The organism is Vandammella animalimorsus (genome assembly GCF_002288875.1).
Lineage (GTDB): Bacteria > Pseudomonadota > Gammaproteobacteria > Burkholderiales > Burkholderiaceae_C > Lampropedia > Lampropedia animalimorsus.
In genome coordinates, this window is the sequence record NZ_NTBH01000002.1 from 271,484 (window position 1) to 297,399 (window position 25,916).

The 25,916-nt window shown below is 67.6% G+C and carries 25 protein-coding genes; 12 read left to right on the plus strand and 13 right to left on the minus strand.

The features are described from left to right. The first annotated feature begins 22 nt into the window (after window positions 1-22). The 6 genes from CLI93_RS05245 (at window position 23) to CLI93_RS05270 (ending at window position 5,446) form a co-directional block, all read left to right on the plus strand. Entirely contained in the window at window positions 23-1,075 is a 1,053-nt protein-coding gene (locus tag CLI93_RS05245) for a carboxynorspermidine decarboxylase (RefSeq protein ID WP_095542701.1), read from the plus strand. A gap of 63 nt (window positions 1,076-1,138) precedes the next feature. Next, on the plus strand, window positions 1,139-2,404 hold the full coding sequence (locus CLI93_RS05250) for a saccharopine dehydrogenase family protein (protein ID WP_095542679.1): 1,266 nt from the start codon (window positions 1,139-1,141) through the stop codon (window positions 2,402-2,404). A 145-nt stretch (window positions 2,405-2,549) separates the two neighbouring features. After that, window positions 2,550-2,849 (plus strand): ElaB/YgaM/YqjD family protein, encoded by a 300-nt coding sequence (locus CLI93_RS05255; RefSeq protein ID WP_095542678.1) that lies wholly within the window; start codon window positions 2,550-2,552, stop codon window positions 2,847-2,849. A 135-nt stretch (window positions 2,850-2,984) separates the two neighbouring features. Continuing rightward, window positions 2,985-3,380: a phage holin family protein gene (locus tag CLI93_RS05260; protein ID WP_095542677.1), complete on the plus strand. Its 396-nt coding sequence runs from the start codon at window positions 2,985-2,987 to the stop codon at window positions 3,378-3,380. Continuing rightward, window positions 3,377-3,853 carry a hypothetical protein gene (locus tag CLI93_RS05265; RefSeq protein WP_095542676.1) on the plus strand — a complete coding sequence of 159 codons (477 nt, stop codon included), beginning with the start codon at window positions 3,377-3,379 and terminating at the stop codon, window positions 3,851-3,853. Before CLI93_RS05260 ends, CLI93_RS05265 begins: the two co-directional genes overlap by 4 nt. Window positions 3,854-3,952: 99 nt before the next feature. After that, window positions 3,953-5,446, plus strand: a complete 1,494-nt coding sequence (locus CLI93_RS05270) for a M20 family metallopeptidase (protein ID WP_095542675.1) — start codon at window positions 3,953-3,955, stop codon at window positions 5,444-5,446. A 136-nt stretch (window positions 5,447-5,582) separates the two neighbouring features. Here the strand turns inward: CLI93_RS05270 and CLI93_RS05275 are convergent, their stop codons facing one another. From CLI93_RS05275 to pyrC, 13 genes are all read right to left on the minus strand, one after another. Further along, window positions 5,583-6,047 (minus strand): hypothetical protein, encoded by a 465-nt coding sequence (locus CLI93_RS05275; RefSeq protein ID WP_095542674.1) that lies wholly within the window; start codon window positions 6,045-6,047, stop codon window positions 5,583-5,585. A 33-nt stretch (window positions 6,048-6,080) separates the two neighbouring features. Continuing rightward, window positions 6,081-8,708 carry a type II secretion system secretin GspD gene (gene gspD, locus CLI93_RS05280; protein ID WP_172424290.1) on the minus strand — a complete coding sequence of 876 codons (2,628 nt, stop codon included), beginning with the start codon at window positions 8,706-8,708 and terminating at the stop codon, window positions 6,081-6,083. A 180-nt stretch (window positions 8,709-8,888) separates the two neighbouring features. Then, window positions 8,889-9,512 (minus strand): hypothetical protein, encoded by a 624-nt coding sequence (locus tag CLI93_RS05285; RefSeq protein WP_095542672.1) that lies wholly within the window; start codon window positions 9,510-9,512, stop codon window positions 8,889-8,891. After that, window positions 9,509-10,096, minus strand: coding sequence for a GspMb/PilO family protein (locus CLI93_RS05290; RefSeq protein WP_095542671.1), 588 nt, complete (start codon window positions 10,094-10,096; stop codon window positions 9,509-9,511). Before CLI93_RS05290 ends, CLI93_RS05285 begins: the two co-directional genes overlap by 4 nt. Next, window positions 10,093-11,652 carry a PilN domain-containing protein gene (locus tag CLI93_RS05295; protein WP_095542670.1) on the minus strand — a complete coding sequence of 520 codons (1,560 nt, stop codon included), beginning with the start codon at window positions 11,650-11,652 and terminating at the stop codon, window positions 10,093-10,095. Before CLI93_RS05295 ends, CLI93_RS05290 begins: the two co-directional genes overlap by 4 nt. A 50-nt stretch (window positions 11,653-11,702) precedes the next feature. Beyond that, window positions 11,703-12,503 carry a general secretion pathway protein GspK gene (locus CLI93_RS05300; RefSeq protein WP_095995719.1) on the minus strand — a complete coding sequence of 267 codons (801 nt, stop codon included), beginning with the start codon at window positions 12,501-12,503 and terminating at the stop codon, window positions 11,703-11,705. 14 nt (window positions 12,504-12,517) lie between these two features. Continuing rightward, on the minus strand, window positions 12,518-13,186 hold the full coding sequence (locus tag CLI93_RS05305) for a prepilin-type N-terminal cleavage/methylation domain-containing protein (RefSeq protein ID WP_095542668.1): 669 nt from the start codon (window positions 13,184-13,186) through the stop codon (window positions 12,518-12,520). Next, complete coding sequence (locus CLI93_RS05310; protein ID WP_095542667.1) at window positions 13,183-13,641, minus strand: type IV pilus modification PilV family protein; 459 nt, start codon at window positions 13,639-13,641, stop codon at window positions 13,183-13,185. Before CLI93_RS05310 ends, CLI93_RS05305 begins: the two co-directional genes overlap by 4 nt. Then, the gene (locus tag CLI93_RS05315; protein ID WP_238945837.1) at window positions 13,638-14,132 is read right to left on the minus strand and encodes a GspH/FimT family pseudopilin; all 495 of its coding nucleotides are present in this window, start codon (window positions 14,130-14,132) and stop codon (window positions 13,638-13,640) included. The genes CLI93_RS05310 and CLI93_RS05315 overlap by 4 nt, the downstream gene beginning before the upstream one ends. A gap of 72 nt (window positions 14,133-14,204) precedes the next feature. Then, the gene (gene gspG / locus CLI93_RS05320; protein WP_420823105.1) at window positions 14,205-14,663 is read right to left on the minus strand and encodes a type II secretion system major pseudopilin GspG; all 459 of its coding nucleotides are present in this window, start codon (window positions 14,661-14,663) and stop codon (window positions 14,205-14,207) included. Window positions 14,664-14,721: 58 nt separating this feature from the next. After that, window positions 14,722-15,984, minus strand: a complete 1,263-nt coding sequence (locus CLI93_RS05325; protein ID WP_095542665.1) for a type II secretion system F family protein — start codon at window positions 15,982-15,984, stop codon at window positions 14,722-14,724. Beyond that, the gene (locus CLI93_RS05330) at window positions 15,977-17,710 is read right to left on the minus strand and encodes a GspE/PulE family protein (protein WP_420823108.1); all 1,734 of its coding nucleotides are present in this window, start codon (window positions 17,708-17,710) and stop codon (window positions 15,977-15,979) included. The genes CLI93_RS05325 and CLI93_RS05330 overlap by 8 nt, the downstream gene beginning before the upstream one ends. A 142-nt stretch (window positions 17,711-17,852) precedes the next feature. After that, window positions 17,853-18,914, minus strand: a complete 1,062-nt coding sequence (pyrC, locus tag CLI93_RS05335; protein WP_095542664.1) for a dihydroorotase — start codon at window positions 18,912-18,914, stop codon at window positions 17,853-17,855. A gap of 130 nt (window positions 18,915-19,044) precedes the next feature. Here pyrC and CLI93_RS05340 point away from each other — a divergent pair, with 130 nt between their 5' ends. The 6 genes from CLI93_RS05340 (at window position 19,045) to CLI93_RS15105 (ending at window position 25,866) form a co-directional block, all read left to right on the plus strand. Further along, window positions 19,045-20,511 carry a TolC family protein gene (locus CLI93_RS05340; protein ID WP_095542698.1) on the plus strand — a complete coding sequence of 489 codons (1,467 nt, stop codon included), beginning with the start codon at window positions 19,045-19,047 and terminating at the stop codon, window positions 20,509-20,511. Between the two features lie 74 nt (window positions 20,512-20,585). After that, on the plus strand, window positions 20,586-21,605 hold the full coding sequence (locus CLI93_RS05345) for an HlyD family secretion protein (RefSeq protein ID WP_095542663.1): 1,020 nt from the start codon (window positions 20,586-20,588) through the stop codon (window positions 21,603-21,605). A 2-nt stretch (window positions 21,606-21,607) separates the two neighbouring features. Beyond that, window positions 21,608-22,846 (plus strand): ABC transporter permease, encoded by a 1,239-nt coding sequence (locus CLI93_RS05350; RefSeq protein WP_095542662.1) that lies wholly within the window; start codon window positions 21,608-21,610, stop codon window positions 22,844-22,846. Between the two features lie 88 nt (window positions 22,847-22,934). Beyond that, window positions 22,935-24,026 carry an ABC transporter permease gene (locus CLI93_RS05355; RefSeq protein ID WP_238945835.1) on the plus strand — a complete coding sequence of 364 codons (1,092 nt, stop codon included), beginning with the start codon at window positions 22,935-22,937 and terminating at the stop codon, window positions 24,024-24,026. A gap of 148 nt (window positions 24,027-24,174) precedes the next feature. Continuing rightward, window positions 24,175-25,107 carry a leucine-rich repeat domain-containing protein gene (locus tag CLI93_RS05360; RefSeq protein WP_095542660.1) on the plus strand — a complete coding sequence of 311 codons (933 nt, stop codon included), beginning with the start codon at window positions 24,175-24,177 and terminating at the stop codon, window positions 25,105-25,107. 183 nt (window positions 25,108-25,290) lie between these two features. After that, on the plus strand, window positions 25,291-25,866 hold the full coding sequence (locus CLI93_RS15105; RefSeq protein ID WP_172425523.1) for an InlB B-repeat-containing protein: 576 nt from the start codon (window positions 25,291-25,293) through the stop codon (window positions 25,864-25,866). Window positions 25,867-25,916: the final 50 nt, after the last annotated feature.

The following is a 25,916-nucleotide window of genomic DNA, read 5'->3' on the forward strand; positions in this document are numbered from 1 at the left end:
TGAGCAGCGGTTGCTGGTCAACATGCAGCGCATTGCGCAGCTGTGCGAGCAGTCCGGCGCCAAGGCTCTGCTGGCGCTCAAGTGTTTTTCGACCTGGTCGGTATTCCCGCTGATGCGCCAGTACCTGGCGGGCACGACTTCCTCTTCGCTGCACGAAGTCAAGCTGGGCCGGCAGAAGTTCGGCGGCGAGACGCATGCCTACAGCGTGGCCTTTGCCGATCATGAGATCGACGAGGTGCTGGCGCACAGCGACAAGATCATTTTCAACTCGCTGGGCCAGTTGCAGCGCTTTGGCGCGCGCGCCGCTGCGGCGGGTCTGCCCGTGGGGTTGCGGGTCAATCCGGGGGTGAGTAATTCGCCTTATTTGCTGGCCGATCCGGCGCGTCCGCACAGCCGGCTGGGCGAGGCTGATCCGCAGCGCATTGCTGAGGTTGTGGGCCAGCTCTCGGGGCTGATGTTCCACAACAACTGCGAGAACCGCAGCTTCGAGAGTTTCGATGCCATGCTGGGCCAGATCGAGGCGCGCTTTGGCGCGTTGCTGGCGCAGGTGCAATGGGTCAGCCTCGGCGGCGGAATCCATTTTGCTGATCCTGGCTATCCGCTCGATGCGCTGGCGCAGCGTCTGAAGGCTTTTGCCCAGCGCCATGGCGTGCAGGTGTACCTGGAGCCCGGTGAGGCCGCTGTGGCCGGCGCGGCCACGCTGGAGGTCAGCGTGCTGGACGTGGGTTTCAACGGCAAGCCGCTGGCCATCGTCGACAGCTCCACCGAAGCGCACATGCTGGATTTGCTGATCTATGGCCTGAGCGCGCGCATCGAGCCCAACACCGGCGAGCACGAATACCTGGTGTGCGGCAAGACCTGCCTGGCCGGCGATATCTTTGGCAGCTTCCGCTTCGAGCGGCCGCTGCAAGTGGGCGATCGTCTGAGCATCGAGGACGCGGCCGGCTACACCATGGTCAAGAAGAACTGGTTCAATGGCGTGGCCATGCCCAGCATCGTCGTGGCCCGGCTGGATGGCCGCGAGGAGCTGGTGCAATCCTTTGGCTATGAGGACTATCTGCGCAGCCTCTCCTGAGGCATGCCTGAGGGCCTGAATGGCGATTTTTTCAACCACTGTTTACAGGGGGCTTTGTGCGAAATGAAGAAGAACGTTTTGATCATCGGCGCTGGTGGAGTTGGGCAGGTAGCGGCGCATAAGTGCGCAGCGCACAACCGTTTGCTGGGCGACATCCACATCGCCTCGCGCACCATTGGCAAATGCCACGCCATCATCGACAGCATCCGTGAGAAAGGTTCGCTGCAGGATCCACAGGGCGTGCTGCAGGCGCATCAGCTCGACGCCATGGACACTGCAGCCACGCGCGCGCTGATCGAGCGCACCGGCGCGCAAATCGTCATCAACCTGGGCCATGCCTTCGTCAACATGTCGGTGCTGGAGGCCTGCATCGAAACGGGCGCAGCCTACATCGACACGGCCATCCACGAGGATGCCGACAAGATCTGCGAAACCCCGCCCTGGTACGCCAACCACGAGTGGAAGCGCAAGCCCCGCTGCGCCGAGCGCGGCGTGACGGCCATCCTCGGCTGCGGCTTCGATCCCGGCGTGGTCAATGCCTATGCGGCGCTGGCCGTCAACGAATACTTCGACCAGGTCGACTCCATCGACATCATCGACATCAACGCCGGCAGCCACGGGCGCTACTTCGCCACCAACTTCAACCCGGAGATCAACTTCCGCGAGTTCACCGGCCAGGTCTGGTCCTGGCAGGGGAGGCAGTGGCAGTCCAACAAGATGTTCGAGGTGCAGCGCACCGACGATCTGCCCGTGGTCGGGCAGCAAACCTCCTACCTGACAGGTCACGATGAGCTGCACTCGCTGTCGCAAAACCTGAACGTGCCCAACATCCGCTTCTGGATGGGCTTTGGCGAGCACTACATCAACGTCTTCAACGTGCTGCGCAACATCGGTCTGTTGTCGGAAAAGCCCGTCACGCTGGACAACGGCCAAAGCGTCGTGCCGCTGCAGCTGGTCAAGGCCGTGCTGCCCGATCCGGCCTCGCTGGCGCCGGGCTACGTAGGCAAGACCTGCATCGGCAACCTGGTCAAGGGCGTCAAGAATGGCCAGCCGCGCGAGGTCTTCATCTACAACGTGGCCGACCACGTCGAGGCCTTTGCCGAAGTGGGCAGCCAGGGCATTTCCTACACCGCCGGCGTGCCGGCTGCGGCCGCAGCCATGCTGATTGCCCAGGGCGTGTGGGACGTGCGCGGCATGGTCAATGTGGAAGAGTTGCCCTACCAGCCCTTCATCAATCTGATGAATCGCATTGGCCTGCCCACGCACATCCGCGAGACTGGTCGCGAGGATGCGCTGGTGCAGTTTGCCCAGCAGGAAAGCCTGGCTTGATGCAGCCGCTGGCACTGAAAACCTTACGAGCCCCTGAGGAAAACACCGCTTGTTAAGATGGCCGGCCATGGGGTTGTGGCAGAACCCCTTGTCCTTTGTGCCTGTAGTCTGCGGGCATCAACCAACAGAAAAGAAAGGTATAGAGATGGGAATTTTCTCCAAGCAACCCCGCGATGATTTCGAGCGTTTGGTGTCTGAACTGCGCGATGTGATCTCCAGCCGCGATCTGGACGACGTGCCGCAAATCCGCCAGCTGCGCGAAAAATTCGACGATGGCTACCACCGTCTGCGCGAAGCCACGGTGCGTACCGCCCAGGAAGCGGCCAGCCGTGCACGTGATGGCGCCGATGCCGCCAACCGCTATGCCCACGATGAGCCCTGGCATGTGGCTGGCGCAGCCGTTGCTGTGGGTGTAGTGCTGGGCTTTTTGCTGGGCCGTCGTTGATCCAGCAGCTGCGCAAAGCCTTTGAGCAGGCTCTGAGGCCTATTCAAAGGCGGAACAAGCTCTTCGTGGCCTGCCAGTTGCAGGCCAATCAAGCCAGCCGCAGGCTGGCTTCTTGTTTTGAAGAAAGGCTGGGCAATGAATTGGCAAAGATTGTTGGGTGTTGAGCGCCTGCGCGAGTCGGCGCGCTATTGGCTGGATGAGGGCGGCCTGGCTGTGGCCGACCGCTTGGATCTGGCGCAGCTCGAATGGCGCAAGCAATGGACGGGCCTTGTGGGCATGGCCATTGCCGTGGCCTTGTTGCTGATGTTCTTGTTCGGGGCCTTGATCGTGGGCTCGCTGGCTGTGATGCTGGCCTACTGGCAAAGCCCGCAGTGGCATACGGCCTTGTGGGTGCTGGGCGGCGCATGGGGCGGGCTGCTGCTGATAGCCCTGCTGGTCATCGTCATGATGAAAAAGCGCATGGCCAAGCCTTTCGTGCTGACACGCACGGTGTTGGCGCAGGACTTTCGCGCAATGAAGGAGCGTTTATGAATGTCAACCGCATACCAGGCCGCGACGACGACGACGCACTGCGTGACGTGGCGGCCCTCTTGAAGCACGCTGGCGCTTCGGTGCAGCCAGAGGAGGCGCTGGTGCTGCAGCGCATTGCCCAGCAGCGCCAACGCTTGCGTCTGCATGCCGCGCAGGCGCCAAGGCATGCGATGGCAGCGCGCACGCGCCTGGCGGCCAGCGAGGCGGCTGCGTTCGACGCCGAGCCGGCCCCGCCCAGGCATTGGGCGCGTGCGGCGGCGCACACCGTCGGTGCCAATCCGCTGTGGCTGGCAGGGCGAGACTTTGCGCTGCGCCACCCCATCTCCGTGGGGCTGGCCCTGGGCAGCGGCCTGGTGCTGGGCCCGCGCAAGCTGCTGCGCTCGCTGCTGTGGATGGGCCCGCTGGTCTGGCGCGGCTGGCGCATGGTCGAGCGCATGGAGCGACCGCTGCGCGCCCTGAGCCGCTGGCGCTGAACGGGCGCCTTGGCCCATCCCACCCAGCCAGCGGGGCGCGCTGGCTGGGTGGCCTCTGCTGAGATTGACGCATCCCCCTGTTTTGCTCCGTTGGCACTCATGAGCACTCCCATCTCTTCCCGTACTCTGCAGCCCGAACAGGCCTTGGCGCACATTGGCCGTCAATGGGATGAAGACATTCTGCAGCGCTTGCAGGACTACATTGCCGTGCCGGCCAAGTCACCCATGTTCGATCCGGACTGGGCCGCGCATGGTTTGCTGGACAAGGTGCTGCAGGATGCGGCCGATTGGGTGCTGGCACAGAAAGTGCCCGGCCTGCAGCTGGAGATCGTGCGCCTGCCCGGGCGCACGCCGGTGCTGTTCTTTGACATCGCTGCCAGTGGCCGCGCCTCGGGCAAAACGGTGCTGATGTATGGCCACCTGGACAAGCAGCCCGAGTTCTCCGGCTGGCGCAGCGACCTGGGGCCGTGGACGCCCAAGTATGAGCAAGGCCGGCTCTATGGCCGCGGCGGCGCCGATGATGGTTATGCCGTTTACGCCAGCATTGCCGCTGTGCAGGAGCTCAAGCGCCAGCAGCTGCCGCACCCGCGCATCGTCGGCCTGATCGAGACCTCTGAGGAAAGCGGCTCGGTCGATCTGCTGCCCTACATCGATGCGCTCAAGCCGCGCATGGGCGACGTGGGTCTGGTGGTCTGCCTTGACTCGGGTGCAGGCAATTACGACCAACTGTGGCTGACCACCAGCCTGCGCGGCAACATTACCGGTACGCTCAAAGTCGAAATCCTCACCGAAGGCGTTCACTCGGGTGATGCCTCGGGCGTGGTGCCTTCGTCGTTTCGCATCATGCGCCAGGTGCTCGATCGCCTCGAGGACAGCGCCAGCGGGCGTCTGCTGCCAGAGGTCTTCCACTGTGAAGTGCCGCCCGAGCGGCTGGAGCAGGCGCGCGCCACGGCTGCCATTTTGGGTGAGCAAGTCTATGCGCGCTTTCCCTGGGCGCATTACGACTGCGGGGGCGCCACGCTGTTCGCTCTGCCTACAACCACCGATCCGGTGCAGGCGCTGCTCAAGCGCACCTGGCGGCCCACGTTGAGCGTGACCGGCGTGGACGGTATGCCGCCGCTGGAGAGCGCGGGCAATGTGCTGCGTCCGCACACGGCCTTCAAGCTCAGCATTCGCATCCCGCCGCTGGTGGATGCCGCCGCCTGCGTGCAGCAGATGAAAGCCCTGCTGGAAGACAACGCCCCCTACCAGGCGCGCGTGACCTGGGAGAACGTGCATGGCAGCAATGGTTGGAATGCCCCGGCCATGGACGACTGGTTCCGTCAGGCGCTGGATGCGGCCAGCCAGGCGCACTTTGGTGCGCCCTGTGGCTACATCGGCCAGGGGGGCACCATTCCGCTGATGGGCCTGCTCTCGCAGGGCTTTCCCACGGCGCAGATGATGGTCTGCGGGGTGCTGGGCCCCAAGAGCAATGCCCACGGCCCTAATGAGTTTCTGCATGTGCCGTATGCCAAACGCTTGACGGCGGCTGTGGCCCAGGTCATTGCCAGCATGCCGGGCGCGCAGGCGCAGGCTGCGTTTGAGCAGGACTAATGGCAATGCAGCGTAGCTGAACGGCGTGTGCCGCCCAGGCCCAGGCCATCAAAAAAACGCCACGCCTTGTCCGTTGCGGCAAGGCGTGGCGTTTTGCTGGGGGTGGGTGTGAGGCCCCGCGTTCGATGCTCAGCGCTCAGCGCAAATGCACCCACCATTGGCCATCTTGCAGGATCCAGCGCTCTTCGGTCTCAGCCGTGGCGCGCATGCCTTGGAACTTGGGCACGTGGATCTGGGTTTCCAGATAGACCTTGGCGGTGCAGGCATCACTGCTCTCACAGCTCACGCCGCGCACTTCGGCCTTTTTCCAGGATGAGGGGTGCTGGTCGCTGAGGATGTTGTAGCGGCGCTTGTAGCCGTCCAGCGACATGACGCTGCGCACGCTGGGGGCCACGTACTCGTAGGCCTTGGCGTACTCCCGATCCATCATGGCTTGCCAGCGGGCGGCGGCGCGCTCGCTGATGATTTCCTCGGGCGGGCGGTTGTCGGCTTTCTGGGTATTGCAGGCTGCCAGCAGTGCGGCGGCCGAGCACAGTGCAGCGGCCCAGGCGGCGCGGTGGCTGAGGCGAGGGCGGGCGGGTTGGCGGCTGGTGTGTGGCATAGACAATTCTCCGTGGTAGGGCCTGTTCCAAGTTTATTGGTTGGCAGGGCGGGCCGAATTCTGGCCCGTGGCGGGCAACTCGGCAGCGGGCGGCAACGTGGTTTGCGTCAAGGGCTTGACCAGATCGGCCAGGTCTTCCTCGCCTGGCAGCACCGGGCCGCCGCGTTTGATTTCCTCGACGCGGGTGCGCAGCAGATCCTGCATGCGGTCGCGCAGCTCGTTGCCAGCATCGCGCAATTCGTCGCTGGAGCGGATCACCGTCGGCGTGATGATGACCAGCAGCTCGGTGCGCTCATTGCGCTGGTTGGTGGATCCAAAGGCATGGCGCGCCACCGGGATGTCGACCAGGCCGGGGATGCCGTCGTTGCCGTTGCGGGTATTTTCCCGGATCAGACCGCCCAGCACGATGGGCTCGCCCGAGCGCACGGCCACCTTGCTGGAGATTTGGCGCTGCACGAAGCTGGGGTTGGTGTCGTCGCCGCTGCCGGCCGAGAGCAGGTTGGTGACTTCCTGGTTCACATCCAGCGTCACGATGTCGCCAGCGTTGACCGAGGGCGTGACCTGCAGCGACACGCCGGTGTCGCGGTACTGGTAGGTGCGCGAGACGTTCTGGGTGTTGTTCGTGCCCGATGGCGTGGTCAGTGAGCTGGTGGCGATCGGGATCTGATCGCCCACCAGAATGCTGGCTGTGTGATTGTCCAGCACCAGCAGCGAGGGGCTGGAGAGCATCTTGGCCAGGTTGCGCTTGGCCAGCATTTGCAGCAACGCATTGACGCGGTTGCCGCGCGTGAGCGCATAGGTGAAGGCATTGCCTGTGCCGCCAGCGGCAAAGCGGCCGATGTCCAGCGCGCTGTTGGTCGGCGGGGTAATGCCTTGCAGTACGGGCGAGCCGCCCGTGCCACGGAAGCCATCGCCCAGGTTGCCGTTGAAGGCCCAGCGCAGGCCGTACTCCAGCTCCTTGGTGAGCGTGACCTCGATGATGCTGGCCTCCAGCAGCACCTGCACGGGCTGCTTGTCCAGGCGCTTGAGCGTGGCCTCGATCTTTTCGTACTCCTGGCGCGTGCCCCAGACCAGGATGGCGTTGTTGAGCGGGTCGGCGATGACGCGCGCTGCGCCCAGATCCATGGCCACTGGGGCCGTGTTGACGACTGGCTGGTTGCTGCCCAGACCGCCGGCGCTCAGGCGATTGTTGCCCCCCAGGCCCGCCCCGGCGCCGAAGCGGCTGCCGGTGTTGGCATTGGCAAAGCCGGTGGTCTGCGTGCTGGCCTGGCTCAGGCCAGGGGCCACGCCGCTGTTGGCAACGGCACCGCTGGCCGAGGGCGTGCCGCCGAAGATGCCGCCTAGCACCTGGGCCAGGTGCGCGGCCGAGCCATTCTTGACGCCGTAGACGAACAGCTGCGGCTCCACGCTGTCATTGGGTTGGTCCAGGCGCTCGATCCAGGTCTTGACCTGCTCCAGATACTGCGCGCGCGGCGTGATGACCATGATGCTGTTGAGCCGCTCCAGCGGCACGATGCGCAGTGAACCCAGCACCGGCAGTACCTGCGCGGCAATGGGCGTGGCCGCCTGCTGCTGGCCGCCCGGCTGCGCCTGGCGGCCCTGTGCGGCCTGCTGTTGTGCGCGCAGCTGGGCGGCGCGCTGCTGTGGCGAGAGGTTTTGCTGCCCCGGCGCGGTGGCCGTTGCGCCGCTGCCGCCGGGCGTTTCGCCAGCCAGCACCTGCATGGCTGCTTGCACGTCGGATACAGAGGCGTACTTGAGCGGGAAGATGCCTACCGACATGCCTTTGAGCAGGTTCACGTCGAAAGTGCGCGCCAGCTCCATCCAGCCCTCGGCCTGTGGCCGGGTGCCGGCCAGCACCAGCAGATTGCGGATGGTGTCCACGCGCAGCAGCGAACTGTCGCCCATGACAGGCTTGAGGATCTCGGCCATCTCGGCCGCGCCGATGTATTCCAGCGGCAGCAGCACGATGCCATAGCCCGGGGGCAGCGGGCCGTAGCCGGTGCCGGCCATGCGCGGCGCGGGCACGATGCCGCGCAGCGCCTCGGGTGGGCCAATGTGGTAGAAGCCGCGGCTGTCCTGCGCGATCAGCAGGCCGTTGGCCAGCAGCGCGGTCTCGAGCAGGGACATGGCCGTGTCCTTGGAGACGGCCTTGCGGGTCGAGAGCGTCAAAGTGCCGCCAATGGGCTGGTGCAGCACATAGTCGGCCTTGAGGATCTCGCCCATCATGACGTGCACCACTTCGGTGATGGGCGCTTCCTCGAAGTTGAACTCGCCGGCCTGGCCGGTCAGCGCCACGGCGCGCTTGGGCGGGTTGAGGGTCACGCCCTCGCCTTCGTAGATGCGGATCTGCGGCTCGGGCGGGCCATCGTCTTGGCCATTGGCAGCACGGCCTTCGATGCGGGGATTGGGCCTGGGCGCATCGCCAGAGACGGCCATGGTCGTGCCCTGCCAGGCCTGCACCTCTTCTGAATTGGCCTGCACCGTCGTGGCGCTGGCAGAGGCGCTGGCGCTGGTTTGGCCGGTGGCGTTGTCGGCCTGTGGCGGCAGGTGGCTGCAGGCGAACTGGCTGGCGGCAACGGCCAGACAGGTCCAGACCCAGCGCGCAGTCAGCGGCTGGCGGCCTGGGCCCTGGGGGCGGGGGACGGAAGTCAAACGGGACATGGGCATGGCGCGCAATCGGCGGCGATCAAATGCAATCGGATCCATTGAAGCAATGGGGCACTGTATTACAGCGGGCGCATTGCCCACTGCGCCAGGCAGGCGGCGGGTTTCAATGGCATGAAAAAATCGTTACGAAGTGAGGCGATTCATTGGGTTGTGTACGGGGGCGTTCACTCAGCATCAGCGCGGCGGCAGCGGGCGCGGCACTGCGGCAGGCACGGGCGCGATGATCGGGCGCCGGTTGGCGGTGGCCGCGCCCGGCAAGGCAGCGGGGGCTGCCCCTGCTGCGGCATTGTCCTTGGCCTGCGGGCGGCGGCGCTCGATGCTCAGTATCTTGGCGCTCTGGCCAGAGCGCGTGAAGCGCGCCGAGCGGGCATCCAGGGCCGAGAGCGTCCAGCCCTCCAGGCTTTGCCCGATGCGCAGGCGCCGGCTCTTGCCCTCGATTTCCACAATCACCACGCCTTGGCCATCCTGGTCGTACACGCCCAGCAACCGGGCCGAATCAAAGGCCTGGGCCGGCTCGGGCTCTGGCGGTGGCGCGGGCGGAGTCTGGGGCGGCGGCGCTGGATCAGGCCATTTGCGCTCGAGCTCGAACAGCGGTTTTTGCGTGATCGTCGGGTAATCGGCCAGTTGCAGCTGGCCTGGCAGCGCCGCGCCTTGCAGGGCCGAGGTGTAATCCGGCGCGATGGCCGGCGGCGCAGTCCAGCGCGAGCGGCCCCAGAGCAGCCAAGCCAATGCCAGGGCCAGTGCCAGCACCAGGTTCAGCAGCCAGAGCAGCGCGATCGGAGAACGACGTGTGTTCATGCGGCGCGCCTCCAGACGAAAAAGCGGGCTTGCACAATGAGTTGGATGGGGTCGTAAGGGCTGAGTTTGCGCCCAGCCTGCAGCGAGATGGAGGCGATCTGAATGGTGGGCCGCTGGGCCGAGAGAGTCACCAGCCCCTGGCGCAGGCTTTGAAGGTTGCCTTCCATGCGCACTTCCACGGGGATGGCCAGCAGATGGCCTTCCTGCTCCTCCTCGGGCAGCACTTGGCTGCTTTGGATGACCATTTGCGTGCCGGAGAACGCAGCGCGCAGCTTTTGCTGGATGTCGGTGCCGATCTGGCCGGTGTCGCGCTCGGCCGGGTAGGTGTAGGCATCGAGCAGCAGGCTGCTGCGCTGCAAGGCCTGCTGCATTTGCGCTTCGGATTGCGTGATGCCCAGTAGGCGCTGATAGCGCGGGCCAACGTCGGCCAGGGTCTGCTGGGCCCAGAGGTGTTTTTTCACTACGTAGGCGCCGCCGGCAAGCAGCGCGGCCAGCACCAGCAGGCCAGTGAGCAGTTGCAGCAGGCTGTCCTTGGAGAGGCGGCGCTGCGCGAATGGGATCGTAGTTGGTTGGGCGACGCTCACTGCGCGTTTCCTCCTTCAGCGGGCTCGTCCAAAGCCTCGGCCTCGGCGTCTGCCTCGGCAGGCGCGTTGCCATCGGCTGGCGCTGTGGGCGCAGGCTCAGCCACCGGCGCCGTGGCGCTGCTGCCAGCGGCAGGTGACTGGCCAACGCCGGGCATGTTGGCTGGGACGGGTGTGTTCGGCGAGGCACCGGGCAGGGCCAGCGCCGGGGCCGGAGCGATGGCGCCCGGGGCCACGTCGCTCTGGCCTTGCGGGCTGCGGCTGGCCGAAGGCGGCGTCACGCCTGCGTCCATCGGGGCAGCTTGGGGCGATGCCGGGCTGGGCGCAGGTGCGGCCGTGCTGGCTGCACCTGCGGCGGTATCGGGCTGGGGGATGGGCGCAGCGGCTGGCTCGGCCTGTGCGGCCTGTGGCGTTGTCTCAGGCAGGGGCTCGGGCGTGTAGCCGGTGTTCAGCGCTCCGGGCGCCAGGCGCATCTGCACGGAAAAGCGCTCCTTGTCGGCCCGTGGCACGACCTGCACTGGGCGTGTGGTGCGCACCTCGGCAAAGGCCTCATGCTCGCTGAGCAGTTGGATGATGGCGGCGGCGTTGCCGGCCTCGGCTGTCAGGTCGATGGCCTCGCCGTCCCATTTGAGCTCCAGCGCCGAAACGTCATTGGGCAGCAGCTTGCTCAGCAGCTCGATGACCTCTGCCGGGTTGACGCGCCGCGCCATCTGGCTTTGGATGTGGGTGGCGCTCTCCAGCGCGCTCATCAGCACCGTGCGCTCGCCGTCCTGGCGGCTGGCCTGAGCCAGCAGCGCGTGATAGGCCTGATTGGCCTCGATGGCCTGGTTGCGCAGCCGCCAGGTGGGCGTGACGGCCAGGGCCGTCAGCAGCGCGGCGGCCAGCAGCAGGGCCAGCCAGGTGCGCTGGCGACGGGCATTGATGGCCTGCTGGGCAATGCCCTCGGCAAAGCCCTGCAGCACGATGGGGCGGCCGCCCTGCGGCGCGAAGGCCCAAAGCTCGCTGCGCTCCAAGGGCCAGGCGGCAGGCAGGGCTGCTGCGCCAGCATGGGCGGGCGGGCGCTGGCGCAGCCCGTCCAGGTATTGCTGAATGTGCTGACGCGCGCCAAAGACCGCCTGGATCTGCCGTGCGGCGCTGTGGCTGCTCACAGGCTGTTCGCTGAAGCCCCAGATGAGCTCGTCTGCAGGAAAGGGGCTGCTGCTGGCGATGTCCAGCTCCACAGCCTGGCGGATTTGGGCCGCAGGCAGGTCTGGCAGCGTCAGGCTGCGGCGCAGCAGCAGCGCTTCGGGCAGCTCGATGGCCCACAGCGGTGTATGGCTGGCGCGTTCCGGGCGCTCCTCAGGGCGCAGGCGGCCATCCTGCCAGCGCGCTAGGCTGCCATCGGCACGCAGCAATTGGTAGCTGGGCGCCAGCTCAAACCAGCGCAGCGGCGCACGCTGGTGCAACTGCTTCATGGCCTGAAGCCAGTCCCGGCCGATGGTGCGCAGGTCCAGGCCGAACAGCACCCAGGGTGAATCTTGCGGCTTTTCGGGCGGGGTGAAAGAGGGCGGTGCACTCATGCGGGCTATGGGGAAACGACAGACCGAAAACAGGGTGTGGCAGAGGGGCTTCAGGGCACAGTGGCATCGGCGCTGGCCACGCGGATACGGCTGTCCAGCACCTGCCAATACAGGCCACTGCGTTGCGCAAAGTGGCTCACGCGCATATCGCGTGTGAGTTCAAAGGTGGCGCCCTCTTGCGGCACCAGGGCGGTAAAGCGGAAAAACAGCTGGATGCGTTCCATGCGTTGTGCAGCACCCGCTGGCGCGGTATCGCCTGGCTGCAGGCCAAACACGGCGCGCAGCGCAGCCGGGCTGGAGCGCAAATCCAGGTTGCCATAACGCAGGCTGGCCGTCACAAAGCCCGCCACTCTAGCATAGAGCGCGTAGTGCATTCCGGGCACTTGCAGCAGGTCTTCGGGGGCCTCGATGCCGCGTGCGATGCCGTTGCTGGTGGGCTCGTCGCGCCACTGCACGATGCGCGCAGCCAGCTCCTGCGCGGCAGCGCCGTTCAGGCCGCCGATGCGCTCGAGCAGCAGCGCCAGCAGCTCGGGCGGCGCACTGCTCAGGTTGACCAGGCCGTGCAGGCCTTGAATGCGCACCGGGATGCTGACGCCGCCGTACTGCACGTTCAGCTCGAACACGCCCTGGTCGGGGCGCTCCTGGGCGAGCAGGTCGGCCTGCTGCGCGGCCAGGGCAATGGCGGCTTCGCCCAGGGCCTGGGCCTGCAGGCGTTGGCGTTCCAGCGCGGTGGTCTTGATCTCCGAGCGCACTGATTGCACCAGACCGACGGTGATGACGCTCATGATGGCCACGACCCAGAGCACGGCAATCAGCGCGAAGCCGCGTGCTCGCAGCCTGCGCTGAGGCATGGGACTGCGCGGGCTCATCCGTTGCCTCCGCCCACCGTGGCGCGGTTGCCCGATTGCGAGGCCGCGCCCGGGCGGCGCAGCGCAATGATCTTGACCGGCAGCGCCAGCTGCGTGGTGCGCATCTCCAGCATGACGTGCGAGGGCAGCTGGAAGGGAAAGCGCCATTGCTCGGCCCAGGCGATGGCGTCCTGCTCCTCGCCGCGATAGCGGATGGCGAAGTGGCTCAGGTCGTTGAGCAGCACGCGCGATTGCATCTGGCTGGGCTCGGGCAGCTGGGGCAGGTCTTGCCAGGGCATGAAGCGCAGCACCAGGGCTTGGCCCTGCTCGGTGGGCTCGGCGGCGAGCTGGAAGAAGTGCTGCCCGCCCATGCCGTAGCGCGCGGGCATGATGCCGATCCAGCGGATGCGCTGGGCATCGCCCTCGAACCAGTAGTGCGACTCGTTTTCATGGCGCACGCCAGGGCGGCGGCGCATCACCACATGGCCCAGGGTTTGCTCGAGAAAGTGCATGGCGCTGCGCAACTGGCTGGCGCGGTCCAGGCGCGCGTCGATGCGCGTCTCGGTCTGCGCCAGGCTGTAGAAGGACGAGCCCAGGCCCAGCATCACCAGGCCCAGCAAGGCCATCACCACCAGCATTTCCAGCAGCGTGAAGCCGTGCGCCATGCCGCGAGCCATGCGCTTCATTGCGGCGCTCCTGCGTCATCAGGCAGTGCGTTGGCGCTGCCATCGATGTAGCGCTGCGGCCGCAGCGTGGACAGGGCGATGACACGCTCGTGCTCGCCGTCGCGCCAGGACACGCGGATGTTCAGCTCGTGCAGCGGCACCACGCTGAGGTGCTGCTGTTGTGGCGCGGTGGCGTAGGGCTGGCTGCTGACCTGCCAGTCGAAGCCGCCGGACTGGCCCTGGGCGTTCCAGCCCGACTCGGGCAAGGCGTCGTGGGCGCCCAGCAGCGACTGCGCCAGCATGGTGGCGCGTTGGTATTGGCCGCTGATGGCCACGGCCTGGGTGTTGCTGCCCAGCGTGCGGTACAGCAGCGCCAGCGCCAGTGCCATGATGAACAGCGCCACCAGCACTTCGATCAGCGTAAAGCCTGTCGCAGCGCGGGCTGGGATTGAGCGACTGGAGCGGCGGGCATTCATGGCAGCAGCGGCTCCTGCGTGATGTCGCCGGTGAGCCAGTCCACGCGCAGCCGCGTGCCATCGCCATTGGGGCGCAGCAGCTCGATGCTGCCGCCGGTGGAGCCGCCTTCGGGCAGGAACCAAATGGCGGCCACCTCACGCCCGGCCTGCGGGTCCAGCTCGGCCACGGTGGTGCGCAGCTCCAACCCCTCGGGCAGGGTGTAGCTGCGCGGGCCCAGGTTGAACTGCCTGCTGCGCAAATCGAGCGTGAAGTGCGTCACCGTGCCGCTGCTGTAGGCCTCGTCGCGCAGCGTGCGCAGTGAAGTCCAGAGGCTGCGCACCGCATCGCGGTATTGCGCGCCTTCGTGGATGCGGGTGTAGGCCAGCGGCACCAGCGCCGCCATCAGCCCGGCGATGGCGATGACCACCAGCAGCTCGATGAGCGTGAAGCCGCGCTGGCGCCTGCGCAGCGCGCGCGGCCAGGAGGCGAGGTGCAGGACAGGGCGGAGCAAGAGCTTGTGGCCTGGGTCAATGCCGGATGGGATGCCAGAAGCTGCAGCTGTGGCAGCTTGGGCAGGCCCTCATCACTTGGCGTTGCTGATGTCGGCGTTTGGGCCCTCGCCGCCGGGGGCACCGTCTGCACCGTAGGAGAGGATTTGCACACCGCCATTGGGACCAGGGAATTTGTATTGGTAAGGATTCCCCCAGGGGTCTGCCGGGATACTTTTCATATAAGGACCATTCCAATTAGAAACATTGCCAGGACGAGTCACTAATGCCTGCAAGCCTTCACTTGAGTTTGGATAACGAAGAGTGTCCAACTTAAATGCTTCCAAGGTGTTTTCAAATTGATTAATTTGAATTTGCGCTGTCTTTGTCTGTGAACCGCCAAAGAAGTTCATGACCTGTGGACCTACTAGCCCAGCTAGCAAGGCTAGGATGGCCACGATCACCAGAATTTCAATTAGCGTAAAACCGCGCTGTAATGAGTGCCCCATACGGAGCGTGGAACTTGCTGGACGGGTTGGTATAGAAAACAGCATAAAAGTTCTTTCTGACACGGAAAAACAAAAAACAGGTGCTGCGGACGCATACACCAAATCATGCAACTGCTTGGTTGATGGACAAAATCCCCATCATCAGCGCAATCAGGATGAAGGCCACCATGACCCCGAGCACGACGATCATCAGCGGGCTCAGCAGCGTCAGCGCGCGCTTGATGCCGGTTTCGACCTGGCGATCAAGGATGTCGGCCAGCTCCAGCGACATGGCGCCGATCTTGCCGGTCTCCTCCCCCACGCGGATCAGGTTGATGGCCAGCGGCTCGAAGATGCCGGTCTTGCCCATGGCATCGACCACGCGCACGCCTTCCTTGACGGCGGGCGCGACCTTGAGCAGCGGCTCGCGGATGCTGCGGTTGCTCACCGTGTCGGTAGCAATGCCCAGGGCGGTGAGCATCGGAACGCCGTTGCCCAATAAGGTTCCCCACGAGCGCGTGAACAGCGTCATCTGGTAGCGCGCGGCCAGCGCGCCGATGATGGGCAGGCGCAGGATGCGCGCCTGCCACCAGGCGCGCCCGGCCGGGCTGCGCAGCCAGCGCCAGCCCAGCGCCGCCAGCGCCGCCAGCGCCAGCCCCAGCAGCCAGCCCCAAGAGACAAAGAAATCACTGGAGATCATCAAAATTTGCGTGGGCAGCGGCAACGCATCGCCCATATCGGCAAACATCGGGCGAAAGCGCGGTACGACGAAGGTCATCATGAACACCAACACGGCCAGGGTCATCACCAGCAGGATGGCCGGGTAGATGGAGGCCGAGACCACGCTCTCGCGCAGTGCGCGCAGCCGCTCCATGTGCTCGACCAGGCGCGCCAGCACGCCGGCCATCTGGCCGCTGACCTCGCCCGAGCGGATCATGTTGACGTAGAAGTCGTCGAAGTGTTTCGGGTGCTGCGCCAGCGCCTTGCTGAAGGCGCTGCCGCCCTTGACGGCCTCGAGCAGCTCCTGCACCAGCTGGCGCATGGCCGGCTTGTGGCTCATGTCGATCAGCACCTTCAGCGCCGTGTCCAGCGCCAGGCCCGAGCGCAGCATGATGGTCAGCTCGCGCGTCATGGCGTGTACGTCCTGCGCGTTGACGGGGCCGCGGTCCTTGCGGCTGGGCTTGGCCGTGCCCAGCAGCGGCGCCTGGCCGGCTGCGGCCTGGCCGCGTGCCAGGGCCAGCTCCTCGCCGCTGGCCGGGGTCAGCGCCAGCGGGTGCAGGCCGCGCGCGCGCAATTGCTGCATGGCCTGCGATTGCGAGGCCGCCGAAAGCACCCCACTGCTGATCTGGCCGCTGGCATTGGCGGCGCGCCATGCGTAATCAGGCATCGCTTTGGTCCTGTGTGACGCGGGTGACTTCTTCCAGGCTGGTCAGGCCCTGGGCCACCTTGCGCAGCCCGTCCTCGTACAGGCTGAGCATGCCGCGCTGGGCGGCCAGGCTGGCCAGCTCGGCTGCGTCCTTGCCGTCCAGGATGGCGCGGCGCAGCACTTCGTCGAGCACCATCAGCTCGTGGATGCCGGTGCGGCCCTTGTAGCCCGTGCCACGGCAGTGCTCGCAGCCCACGGGGCGGTACAGCGTCTGGCCCGGCTGCACGAAGCGCGCCAGGCCCGTGTCCTGCAGCACCTGCGGGGCCAGCTCGTGCGGCTGCTTGCAGTGCGGGCACAGCGTGCGTACCAGGCGCTGGGCCAGCACGCCGTTGACCGAGGAGGTGATGAGGTAGCGCTCTACGCCCATGTCCTCCATGCGGATGATGGCGCCGGGCGCAGTGTTGGTATGCAGGGTGGAGAGCACCAGGTGGCCGGTCAGGGCGGATTGCACGGCGATCTGCGCCGTCTCGCCGTCGCGCATCTCGCCGATCATGATGATGTCCGGGTCCTGGCGCAGGATGGCGCGCAGCGCGTTGGCAAAAGTGAGGTTGATCTGCGGGTGGACCTGAATCTGGTTGATGCCCGCCAATTGGTATTCCACCGGGTCTTCCACGGTGATGATTTTCTGGCTGTCGGCGTCGAGCTTGGCCAGGCCGGCGTAGAGCGTGGTGGTCTTGCCCGAGCCGGTCGGCCCGGTGACCAGAAAGATGCCGTGCGGCTTGGCCAGCAGCTCGTTGAAGCGCGCCAGCGTATCGGGGGCAAAGCCCATGTCGTCCAGGTTCAGGCGCACGCTGGCGCGGTCGAGCACGCGCATGACGATGCTCTCGCCATACACCGTGGGCACGGTGGAGACGCGCAAATCCAGCTCGCGGCCCTTGACGCGGGTCTTGATGCGCCCGTCCTGCGGCAGGCGGCGCTCGGCGATGTCCAGGTGCGCCAGCAGCTTCACGCGCGAGCCCACGGCCGGCGCCAGGCGCGGCGCGATGACCTCGGCCACGTTGATCACGCCATCGACGCGGTAGCGCACGTGCAGGCCATCCTCGAACGGCTCCAGGTGGATGTCCGAGGCGCGCAGGTCGATGACGCGGCCGATGATGGTGTTGACCAACTTGATGACTGGCGCTTCGCTGGCCAGATCCTTGAGGTGCTCGACGAAATCGGCCGCATCCAGGCCGCCGAGCAGGTCGTCGGCGCTGGCCTCCTGCTCGGCCTGCTGGGCGGCGGCCTCGGCCTGATCCAGCGCGCGCTCAATGTCGCTCTCCAGCCCCAGGTGCGGCACGATCTGCAAGCCTGTGGCCAGATGCAGGGCTTTGCGCACGAACTCGTCCTGCGGCACGGCCAGGGCCACGCCCAGGCGATCCTCGCGCTGCCAGAGCGCAAAGGCATTGTGGGTGCGCAAAAAGCCGGGCGCCAGGCCGGGCACTTCCAGCGGCTGCTCCGGGTAGTCGGCGGCCGTGGCCAGCGGCACCTGCAGCTGGCCGGCCAGCACTGGCATCAGATCGGCCTCGGAGACCACGCCCAGGCGCACCAGCACGCGCCCGAGCATGCCGCCCATCTCCTGCTGCGCGGCCAGCGCGCGCTCCAGGTCGCGCGGCCCGAGCTTGCCGGCCTGCACCAGCAACTCGCCCAGGCGGCGCTGGCCGGGCTGGGAGGCTTGGGGGGAGAGAGGGGCGGCGGTGGCAGTCAGGGACACGGGCGGCTCGAAGAAAAGGCGGTGGGAGCAAATGCAGCGGGCATTGTATAAGCGCCGCCCGGCCCTGCCGGGAGGCGGCCGGCGCGCCTGCGTGTGCGGGCGGCGGCGCGACCGTCAGGCCGCCATCGGCAGGGGCTCAACTGGCTGCCAATGTGGCCGCCGGCGCGCTGTGCCAGGCCATGGCTTCGCCGGCGCGCAGGGGTTTGAGCACGGTCTCGACGTAGGGGTAGGCCTCGGGCATCTGCCAGCTGCGCTTGTGCAGCGTGATGCGCTCGGTGTTGCGCGGCAGGCCGTAGAAGTCTGCGCCATGAAAGGCCGCGAAGCCTTCGAGGCGATCGAGCGCGCCGGCCTGCTCGAAGGCCTCGGCATACAGCTCGATGGCGGCGGCGGCGGTGTAGCAGCCGGCGCAGCCCACGGCCGCCTCCTTCAGCGGCGCGGCGTGCGGGGCGCTGTCGGTGCCGAGGAAAAACCTGGGGTTGCCGGAGGTGGCCGCCTGCAGCAGCGCCTGGCGGTGGATTTCGCGCTTGAGCACCGGCAGGCAGTAGTAGTGCGGCCTCACGCCGCCCAGAAAGATGGCGTTGCGGTTGTAGAGCAGGTGGTGCGCGGTGATGGTCGCGGCCAGGTGCTGGTCGGCCTCGGCCACGTACTGCGCGGCCTCCCGGGTGGTGATGTGCTCCATGACGATCTTCAGCTCGGGGAAGTCGCGCCGCAGCGGCATGAGCTGTTGCTCGATGAACACCGCCTCGCGGTCGAACAGGTCCACCTCGGGGTCTGTCACCTCGCCATGCACCAGCAGCACCATGCCCACCTCCTGCATGGCCTGCAGCGCCGGGTAGATGTTGCGCAGCGCGGTCACGCCAGCGTCGCTGTTGGTAGTGGCGCCGGCCGGGTACAGCTTGCAGGCCGGCAGGCCCTGGGCCTTGGCGCTGCGGATGGTCTCGGGCGTGGTGCGGTCGGTCAGGTACAGCGTCATCAGCGGCTCGAAGCTCGCCTCGGGGGCCGCTTGGCGCAGCGCCTGAAGGATGCGTTCGCGGTAGGCCAGCGCCTGGGCCGCGTCGGTCACGGGCGGGCGCAGATTGGGCATGACGATGGCGCGGCCAAACTGCGCTGCGGCATGCGCCACCGTGGTGTGCAGCGCCGCGCCATCGCGCAGGTGCAGGTGCCAGTCGTCGGGGCGGGTGATGGTCAATGTGGTCATCGCAGGGGGGAATAAGAAGCGCGGCGGCAATCAATGAAACATGGCGCGCGGCCCGCGCTGCGCCGCGCGCAAGGCGCGCAGTATCATCGCTTGCCCGGCCCACTGCAATATTTCCCCCACGAGCTTTGCCATGCGTTGCCGCCTGTTTGCCACCAGCGTGCTGTTCTGCCTTGCGGCGCAGGCCGCGCCGCCTGCATCGCCTGTCCACACTACCTCGCCGAAAGCGCCGCAAGCACCGGCGCCCAGCCAGGCCCTGAGCCTGGAGCAAGCCCAGGCGCTGTTGCTGCGGCATTCGTCGCAGCTGGCGGCCAGCCAGGCCCAGCTCGACAGCGCCCGCCTGCGCCGCGCTGGCATGCAGGGCCTGGGCCGGCCTTCGCTGGCCTTGCAGGCCTCGGGCTATGCCTATTCCGTCAATGCCGATCTGGGCCTGGGCAGCTTCCGCCAGGCTGTTGCTGGTGCGCTGGCGCAGTTGCCCGGCGATTTGGCGCACGCCGTGGGCCCAGCTGCTGCCGGGCTGCCGGCCATCCCGGACAGCTACGCGCTGCGCCGCCGCGACGAGCGCGCCACGGCCAGCCTCTCGGGCGTCTGGCCGCTCTACACCGGCGGGTTGACTCAGGCGTTGCGCCACGGGCTGGACGCGGCCGAGCAAGAGGCCGCCGCCGATGCCAGCCTGGCCGCCGCCAGCCTGCAGCGCCAGCTGATCGAGCGCTACTTCGACGCCCAGTTGGCCGAGCGCGCCGCCACGCTGCGCGAGCGCGCCTTGCAGGCCGTGCGCGAGCATGACCTGGCTGCACAGCGCATGGAGCAGGCCGGCGTGATTGCCCACGTCGAGCGCCTGCAGGCGCGCAGCGCGCTGGCCGATGCCGCGCAGCAGGCCCTGCAGGCGCGCGATGCCGCCCGGCTGGCCCAGGCGGCTTTGCAGAACAGCATCGGCAAGCCAGGGCCGCTGCGTCTGAGCACGCCGCTGTTCGTGCAATCGCAGCCGCTGCCGCCGCTGGCGCAATTCGTTGCGGCAGCTCAGCGCCAGCACCCTGGGCTGGACAAGATTCAGGCCAAGCGCGGCCAGGCCCAGGCGCTGCACGACGCCCAGCAGGCGCGGCGCAAGCCCACCGTGCTGGCCTTTGCCAATCACGAGCTGCCCAGCTCGGGCAAGCCCAGTTGGGTGGCCGGCGTGGCGCTGCGCTGGACGCTGTGGGACGGTATCGATCATCGCCAGTTGGCGCAGGCCGCCCAGCAGCAGGTGCAGCAGGCCGAGCACAGCCAGCGCCAGGCGCTGCAGGACATCGCCCTGCTGGTGGAAAAGCACTGGCTGGATGCCGAACACGCGCGCACGCGCTACCTGGCGCAGCAAGATCAGCAGCAACTGGCCCAGGAGCTGCTGCGCCTGCGCCAGGCCGGGTTGCGCGCGGGCACCAGCACTGCGCTGGACTTGATGGACGCGCAATTGCAACTGGCCAAGGTGCAGACCGAGCGCGCTCAAAGCGCCAACCAATACGTCAAGGCCCTGGCGGCGCTGCTGGAGAGCAGCGGCCAGGGCGAGCAGTTCCAGCACTACCAGCAGCAGGCCGATATCCAGCTCCTGCCCGATACGCCCTGACCCCTCTCCCGCTTGCCTGTGCATTCCTGGCGGGTTTGGCCCGCAATGCCGTCGATCGATCACTTCTTGAGCCCATGACTGCCTCTGCCCCGCCCCCCACCACGGCCCCTCGCTCCTTGTTGCGTGGCCTGTTCAGCGCCATCGTCGCGCTGGCTGCGCTGGCCTTCGTCGCTTGGGGCTTTTGGCGTGCCGCCCAGCCCGCGCCGCTGTACCTGCAAGGTCAGTTGGAAGTGCGCGAGGTGGATATCGCCCCCAAGATCACCGCGCGCATCGCCAAGGTGCTGGTGCGCGAAGGCCAGAGCATCGCTGCGGGCGATCTGCTGATCGAGATGGACAGCCCCGAGGTGCGCGCCAAGATCGCCCAGGCCGAGGCCGCCGGGCAGGCCGCCCAGGCCCAGGCCGAGAAGGCCGAGCACGGAGCCAGGCCGCAGGAAATCGAAATGGCGCGCCTGCAATGGCAGCGCGCCGTGGCCGCCGCCGAGCTGGCCGAGACCTCTTATCAGCGCGTGCAAAGCCTGTACGCGCAAGGGCTGGTGGCGGCGCAAAAGCGCGACGAGGCGCGCGCCAACGCCCGCACCAGCCGCGCCCAGGCCCAGGCCGCGCAGGCCCAATACCAACTGGCGCGCGAGGGCGCGCGCAGCGAGGACCGCGCCGCCGCCGCCGCCCAGGCGCGTCAGGTGCAGGCCGTGCTGGCCGAGGCCCAGGTGGCGCAGGCCGAAACCCGGCTGGCCAGCCCCATCGGCGGTGAGGTGGCCAAGGTGCTGGCCAAGGAGGGCGAGCTGTCGCCGCAGGGCGTGGCCGTGGTCACCGTGGCCGACTTGAGCGACCAATGGGTGGTGCTCAACGTGCGCGAAGACCTGCTGCAACGCTTTGCCAAGGGCAGCCGCTTCGAGGCGGCGCTGCCCGCGCTGGGCGGGCAGCGCGTGACGTTCGAGGTGTACTTCCTGGGCGTGCTGCCGGACTTTGCCACCTGGCGCGCCACCCGCGCCAGCCAGGGCTTCGACGCCCGCACTTTTGAAGTGCGCGCCCGGCCGCTCCAACCCATCGAAGGCGCCCGCCCCGGCATGAGCGTGGTGCTGCAAGAGGCGCTGTGAGTATGGCCGCGTTCTGGCCCAGCCTGCGGCGCGAGCTGCGCCTGCTGCGCCGCCGCCCCTGGGATCGCGCCATGCTCACCTGGGTGCCGGCCCTGACCGTGGCGCTGCTGTGCGCCACCTTCTCGGCGGGCCTGCCGCGCGGCCTGCCCATTGCCGTGTGGAATGAGGGCGCGGGCGCGTTGCCGCGCCAGTTGCAGCGGATGCTGCAAGCCAGCCCTGGGCTGGCGCTGGCCGAGCCCGTGCACAGCGCCGCCCAGGCGCAACAGGCTTTGCAGTCCATGCGGGTGTATGCCGTGCTGCACATCCCCCGTCAGACCGAGCAGCGCATCCAGCAAGGCCAGGGCGCGGCGCTGACGCTGTTGCACAACGCCCAGATGGGCACACACTCGGGCTTGATCGAGCGCGATGTGCGCCAGGTCGTCGGCACCCTGAGCGCCGGCCTGGAGATGCAGGCCAGCGCCAAGCGCGGCACGCCCGCCCAGGCCTTGCCCATTTGGCGCGAGCCCATCACGCTGGAGTTGCGGCCGCTGTTCAACCCCTCGGGCAACTACGAGGCCTTTCTGGCCCTGGCGCTGATCCCCGCGCTGCTGTACGTGCTGGCCATGACGAGCGGGGCCTGGGTGGTCGGGCGCGAGCTGCGCGACCGCAGCCTGGGCGACTGGCTGCTGCCCGCACCGCCCGCTGTGCCCGATGCATCCGATGCGCCCGCAGTGGCCACGGCGGCCAGGCTGGGTCTGCCGCGCTGGTGGGCCATTGCCAGCGCACTGGTTGGCAAGCTCGCCCCGGCCTGGTTGTCGCTGTCGCTGGTGGGCATGGCGGGCCTGGTGTATCTGACGCAATGGCGCGGCTGGCAGGCCGCTGGCAGTCTGGTCTGGGTGCTGCTGGCGCTGGCCTCGTTGGTGGCGGTCAGCCTGGTGTTGGGCGGCCTGCTGGCGGCGGCCACCCGTTCGCTGCGCACGGCGCTGTCGTTTGCCGGCCTGCTGGCCGCGCCGGCCTTCGCTTTCAGCGGCGTGGGCTTTCCGCTGCTGGCCATGAGCCCCGGCGCCCACGCCTGGGCTGTGGCCATGCCGTACACGCACTACATCCGCCTGCAAATCGAGCAATTGCAAATGGGCGCGGACATCGCGCAAAGCCTGCCGGTGCTGGGCGGCCTGTGGCTGGCCTGCTTGCTGGGCCTGGCTCTGTCTGCCATGGCCTTGCGCTGGGCTTTGCCGCGCCCGGCCTTGTGGGGAGGGCGCTGAGATGGTCCGGCCCACGCCCCCAGCCCCGCCCGCGGATGCTGCGCCGCGCCAAGGCTTTGTTGCCCATTGGTTGGCGGCGCTGCGCGCCATGCTCAGGGATCAAGGCGTGCTGCTGCTGGTGGTGGGCGGGCCGCTGTTCTACAGCTTTTTCTACCCCTGGTTTTACAGCGCGCAGGTGGTGCAGCGCGTGCCCGTGGCCATCGTCGTGCCCGAGGCCGACAGCCTGACGCGCCAACTGCTGCGCTATGCCGATGCCAGCCCGCAACTGGCCGTGAACCTGGTCACGGCCGATGCCCAGCAGGCCCGCCAGGCCCTGCTGCGCGGCGACATCTACGGCTACGCCGAATTGCCGCGCGGCCTCAAGCGTGGCGTGTTGCGGCGCGAGCCGGTGCATGTGACGGTCTATGCCCACGGCAGCTATCCGCTGGTGAGCAAGCAAGTGCAGCAAGGCTTTGCGCAAAGCTTTGGCACCGTCGCTGCCGGGGTGCAGCTCAAGCGCTTGCAGGCTGGCGGGCAAAGTGCGCCGCAGGCCGCCGCCAGCCGCGCGCCGCTGCAACTGCAAAGCGCCGCCCTGTTCAACCCCACGGGCGGCTATGGCAGCTTCGTCGTGGCGGCCGTGGCGCTGCTGATCCTGCAACAAACCCTGCTGATGGGCATTGCCATGTTGGTGGCCACCTGGCGTGAACAACAACGCGCCGCAGCCAGCCCCAGCGCCTGGCTGGCGCGGCTGCTGGCCTTTTGCCTGCCCGGCTGGCTGGCCGGGCTGTACTACTTTGGCTGGATGTTCTTCTGGCACGACTACCCCAGCGGCGGCAACCCGCTGGGCGCGCTGGCGCTGCTGGGCCTGTTCGTGCCCGCCGTAGTCGGCTGCGCGGCGCTGCTGGGGCTGTGGGTGGCCGACCGCGAGCGCGTGCTCTACCTGGTGCTGTTCACCAGCTTGCCACTGGCCTTTCTGGCGGGCTTCACCTGGCCGGCCGAAGCCCTGCCGCTCTGGCTGGAATGGCTGCGCTGGGCCTCACCCAGCACGGCGGCCATCCAGGCCTCGCTGCGCCTGAACCAACTGGGCGCGCCACTGGCCGCCGCGTTGGGCCCGCTGGCCGTGCTGGCCGCCATCGCGCTGCTGGGCTGGCTGGGCACGCTGCTGGTAGGCAGCCGCCAGCGCTCGTCTGCGCCACAGTGATGGTGTGGGACATGCGCCCTGCGCTGGCGTTATCACCGATGGGGTGTAGCCAGGCCGCTGCCTAGAATCCAGGCCACGTGGGCAAAAGGTGGTGCGCGTCTGCACGCCATGAACAGCTGGATCTGGGTTCAGAAAAAAAGGATTGCCAATGACGCCTATCTTGCGAAATACCCTGGCTGGGGCAGCGCTGGCGCTGCTGGGCCTGGCGGCAGCCCAGGCAGCCATCCCTGCGGCCGAGCGCCAAGCACTGCTGGATGTGTACACGCACACGCAGGGCGATGGCTGGCATCGCCGCACGGGCTGGAAGCAGGGCGCCGATTTCGCCGCACCGGGCACTGAATGCGATTGGGAGGGGGTATTGTGCGATGCGGCCCAGGCCCATGTGGTGGGTTTGCGCTTGCCGGAAAACCGGCTCGATGGCCAGTTGCCAGAGGGCTTGTCCAATCTGCGGCACATGCGCCGGCTGGAGCTTTCCGGCAATCAGCTTGCGGGGCCGCTGCCCGACTTGGCTGCCTGGCCACAACTGGAGCATCTGGATGTCAGCCGCAACCGTCTCGACGGGCCCATCCCCGCGTTGCAGGGCCTGAGCGCGCTGCAGCGTTTCGATGTGACCAGCAACCGTTTCAGCGGTGCGTTGCCCCGCTTCGATGGCCTGCCTGCGCTGCGCCAGTTTGGCGCTGCGGACAATCGGCTCAGCGGCGAGTTGCCAGTATTGACGGGCGCGCCGGCGCTGCAGCACTTCAGTGTGGCGGGCAATTGGCTCACCGGCGCTGTGCCCAGCCTGGCCGGAATGGAGCGATTGCAGGCCTTCGTGGCCAACCACAATTTGCTCGATGGCCAGTTGCCGCTGCTCGATGCCTTACCGGCTCTGGTGGAGCTCAACCTCAGCCACAACCGGCTTGCCGGGCGGCTGCGGCTGGGGCACTTGCCGCAGCTGCAGGATTTAAATGCCAGCTTCAACCAGTTCAGCGGCCCCTTGCCAGCCTTGCAGGGCCTGCCCAGGCTGAAGCGCCTGTCCCTCAACAACAACCAGTTCAGCGGAGCGATGCCGGAGCTGGGCGGCCTGACGGCGCTGCTGTAGCTGCGCGTCGAGCACAACCTGCTCACCGGCAGCCCGCCGGCCGAGTTGCCGCCAGGGCTGATGCCGGGCGCCTGGTCGGCTCTGTGCCCGAACCGACTGCAGCCGGCTTCGCCCACCGATGCCCAGTGGAATGCTTTTGCTGGCGGCGACTGGGCTGCAGGCTGCGCCAGCATCAGCTGGGCCGTGCGTGCCAGTGCCGGCCCGGGCGGCCAGGTGTCACCGGCGCTGCAGCAGGGCATTGCCGGTGCAGAAGCGGCCATCGTCATCAAGCCTGACCCTGGCCAGATGCTCGATGCCATCGACAGCAGTTGCGGCACAGCATCCTGGGCCGGTGCCGAGACGTTCTTCACCGGCCCGCTCTCGGCCGATTGCCGGGTGCAGGCCCGTTTCCGCCCCTGGGCGCCTGGGCCGCACCATGCCGTGCGCGCCGTGGCCACCGATGCCCATGGTGGCCAGATCCTGCCCAGCGTGCAAAGCGTGGCCGCAGGCGGCAGGGCCGTGTTCACACTGCTGCCGGCCGATGGCTATGAGGTCGAATCCGTGACCAGCGACTGCGATGGCGCGCACGTGGGCGAGCGCGCGTTCGCCACCGGGCCGGTGACCGCGCCCTGCACGGTCAACGCCGCATTCCGCCCACAGCATGTGCCGCTGCCAGGCGCCACGGGGCTGCCGGGCGTGCCCGTGCTGGGGCCGCTGGGCTTGATGCTGCTGGGCGGGCTGCTGGCACTGGTATCGGCCCTGGGCCTGCGCCGCCGCTGAGACTCTGCACGGGCCGTCTGAGCGGCCCATTCCAAACCGCCTCCTGCTCA

Excerpts from the sequence above, each read along its gene's own strand:
- CLI93_RS05325 (WP_095542665.1), bottom strand. The coding sequence starts at position 15,984 with ATGCCTGATTACGCATGGCGCGCCGCCAATGCCAGCGGCCAGATCAGC.
- CLI93_RS05270 (WP_095542675.1), top strand. The coding sequence starts at position 3,953 with ATGAGCACTCCCATCTCTTCCCGTACTCTGCAGCCCGAACAGGCCTTG.
- CLI93_RS05355 (WP_238945835.1), top strand. The coding sequence starts at position 22,935 with ATGCTCAGGGATCAAGGCGTGCTGCTGCTGGTGGTGGGCGGGCCGCTG.
- CLI93_RS05345 (WP_095542663.1), top strand. The coding sequence starts at position 20,586 with ATGACTGCCTCTGCCCCGCCCCCCACCACGGCCCCTCGCTCCTTGTTG.
- gspG (WP_420823105.1), bottom strand. The coding sequence starts at position 14,663 with ATGCTGTTTTCTATACCAACCCGTCCAGCAAGTTCCACGCTCCGTATG.
- CLI93_RS05250 (WP_095542679.1), top strand. The coding sequence starts at position 1,139 with ATGAAGAAGAACGTTTTGATCATCGGCGCTGGTGGAGTTGGGCAGGTA.
- CLI93_RS05285 (WP_095542672.1), bottom strand. The coding sequence starts at position 9,512 with ATGAACACACGTCGTTCTCCGATCGCGCTGCTCTGGCTGCTGAACCTG.
- CLI93_RS05245 (WP_095542701.1), top strand. The coding sequence starts at position 23 with ATGCAGCGCATTGCGCAGCTGTGCGAGCAGTCCGGCGCCAAGGCTCTG.
- CLI93_RS05350 (WP_095542662.1), top strand. The coding sequence starts at position 21,608 with ATGGCCGCGTTCTGGCCCAGCCTGCGGCGCGAGCTGCGCCTGCTGCGC.
- CLI93_RS05300 (WP_095995719.1), bottom strand. The coding sequence starts at position 12,503 with ATGCCTCAGCGCAGGCTGCGAGCACGCGGCTTCGCGCTGATTGCCGTG.
- CLI93_RS05340 (WP_095542698.1), top strand. The coding sequence starts at position 19,045 with ATGCGTTGCCGCCTGTTTGCCACCAGCGTGCTGTTCTGCCTTGCGGCG.
- CLI93_RS05310 (WP_095542667.1), bottom strand. The coding sequence starts at position 13,641 with ATGAATGCCCGCCGCTCCAGTCGCTCAATCCCAGCCCGCGCTGCGACA.
- gspD (WP_172424290.1), bottom strand. The coding sequence starts at position 8,708 with ATGTCCCGTTTGACTTCCGTCCCCCGCCCCCAGGGCCCAGGCCGCCAG.
- CLI93_RS05305 (WP_095542668.1), bottom strand. The coding sequence starts at position 13,186 with ATGAAGCGCATGGCTCGCGGCATGGCGCACGGCTTCACGCTGCTGGAA.
- pyrC (WP_095542664.1), bottom strand. The coding sequence starts at position 18,914 with ATGACCACATTGACCATCACCCGCCCCGACGACTGGCACCTGCACCTG.
- CLI93_RS05265 (WP_095542676.1), top strand. The coding sequence starts at position 3,377 with ATGAATGTCAACCGCATACCAGGCCGCGACGACGACGACGCACTGCGT.
- CLI93_RS05360 (WP_095542660.1), top strand. The coding sequence starts at position 24,175 with ATGACGCCTATCTTGCGAAATACCCTGGCTGGGGCAGCGCTGGCGCTG.
- CLI93_RS05275 (WP_095542674.1), bottom strand. The coding sequence starts at position 6,047 with ATGCCACACACCAGCCGCCAACCCGCCCGCCCTCGCCTCAGCCACCGC.
- CLI93_RS05260 (WP_095542677.1), top strand. The coding sequence starts at position 2,985 with ATGAATTGGCAAAGATTGTTGGGTGTTGAGCGCCTGCGCGAGTCGGCG.
- CLI93_RS05295 (WP_095542670.1), bottom strand. The coding sequence starts at position 11,652 with ATGAGTGCACCGCCCTCTTTCACCCCGCCCGAAAAGCCGCAAGATTCA.
- CLI93_RS05255 (WP_095542678.1), top strand. The coding sequence starts at position 2,550 with ATGGGAATTTTCTCCAAGCAACCCCGCGATGATTTCGAGCGTTTGGTG.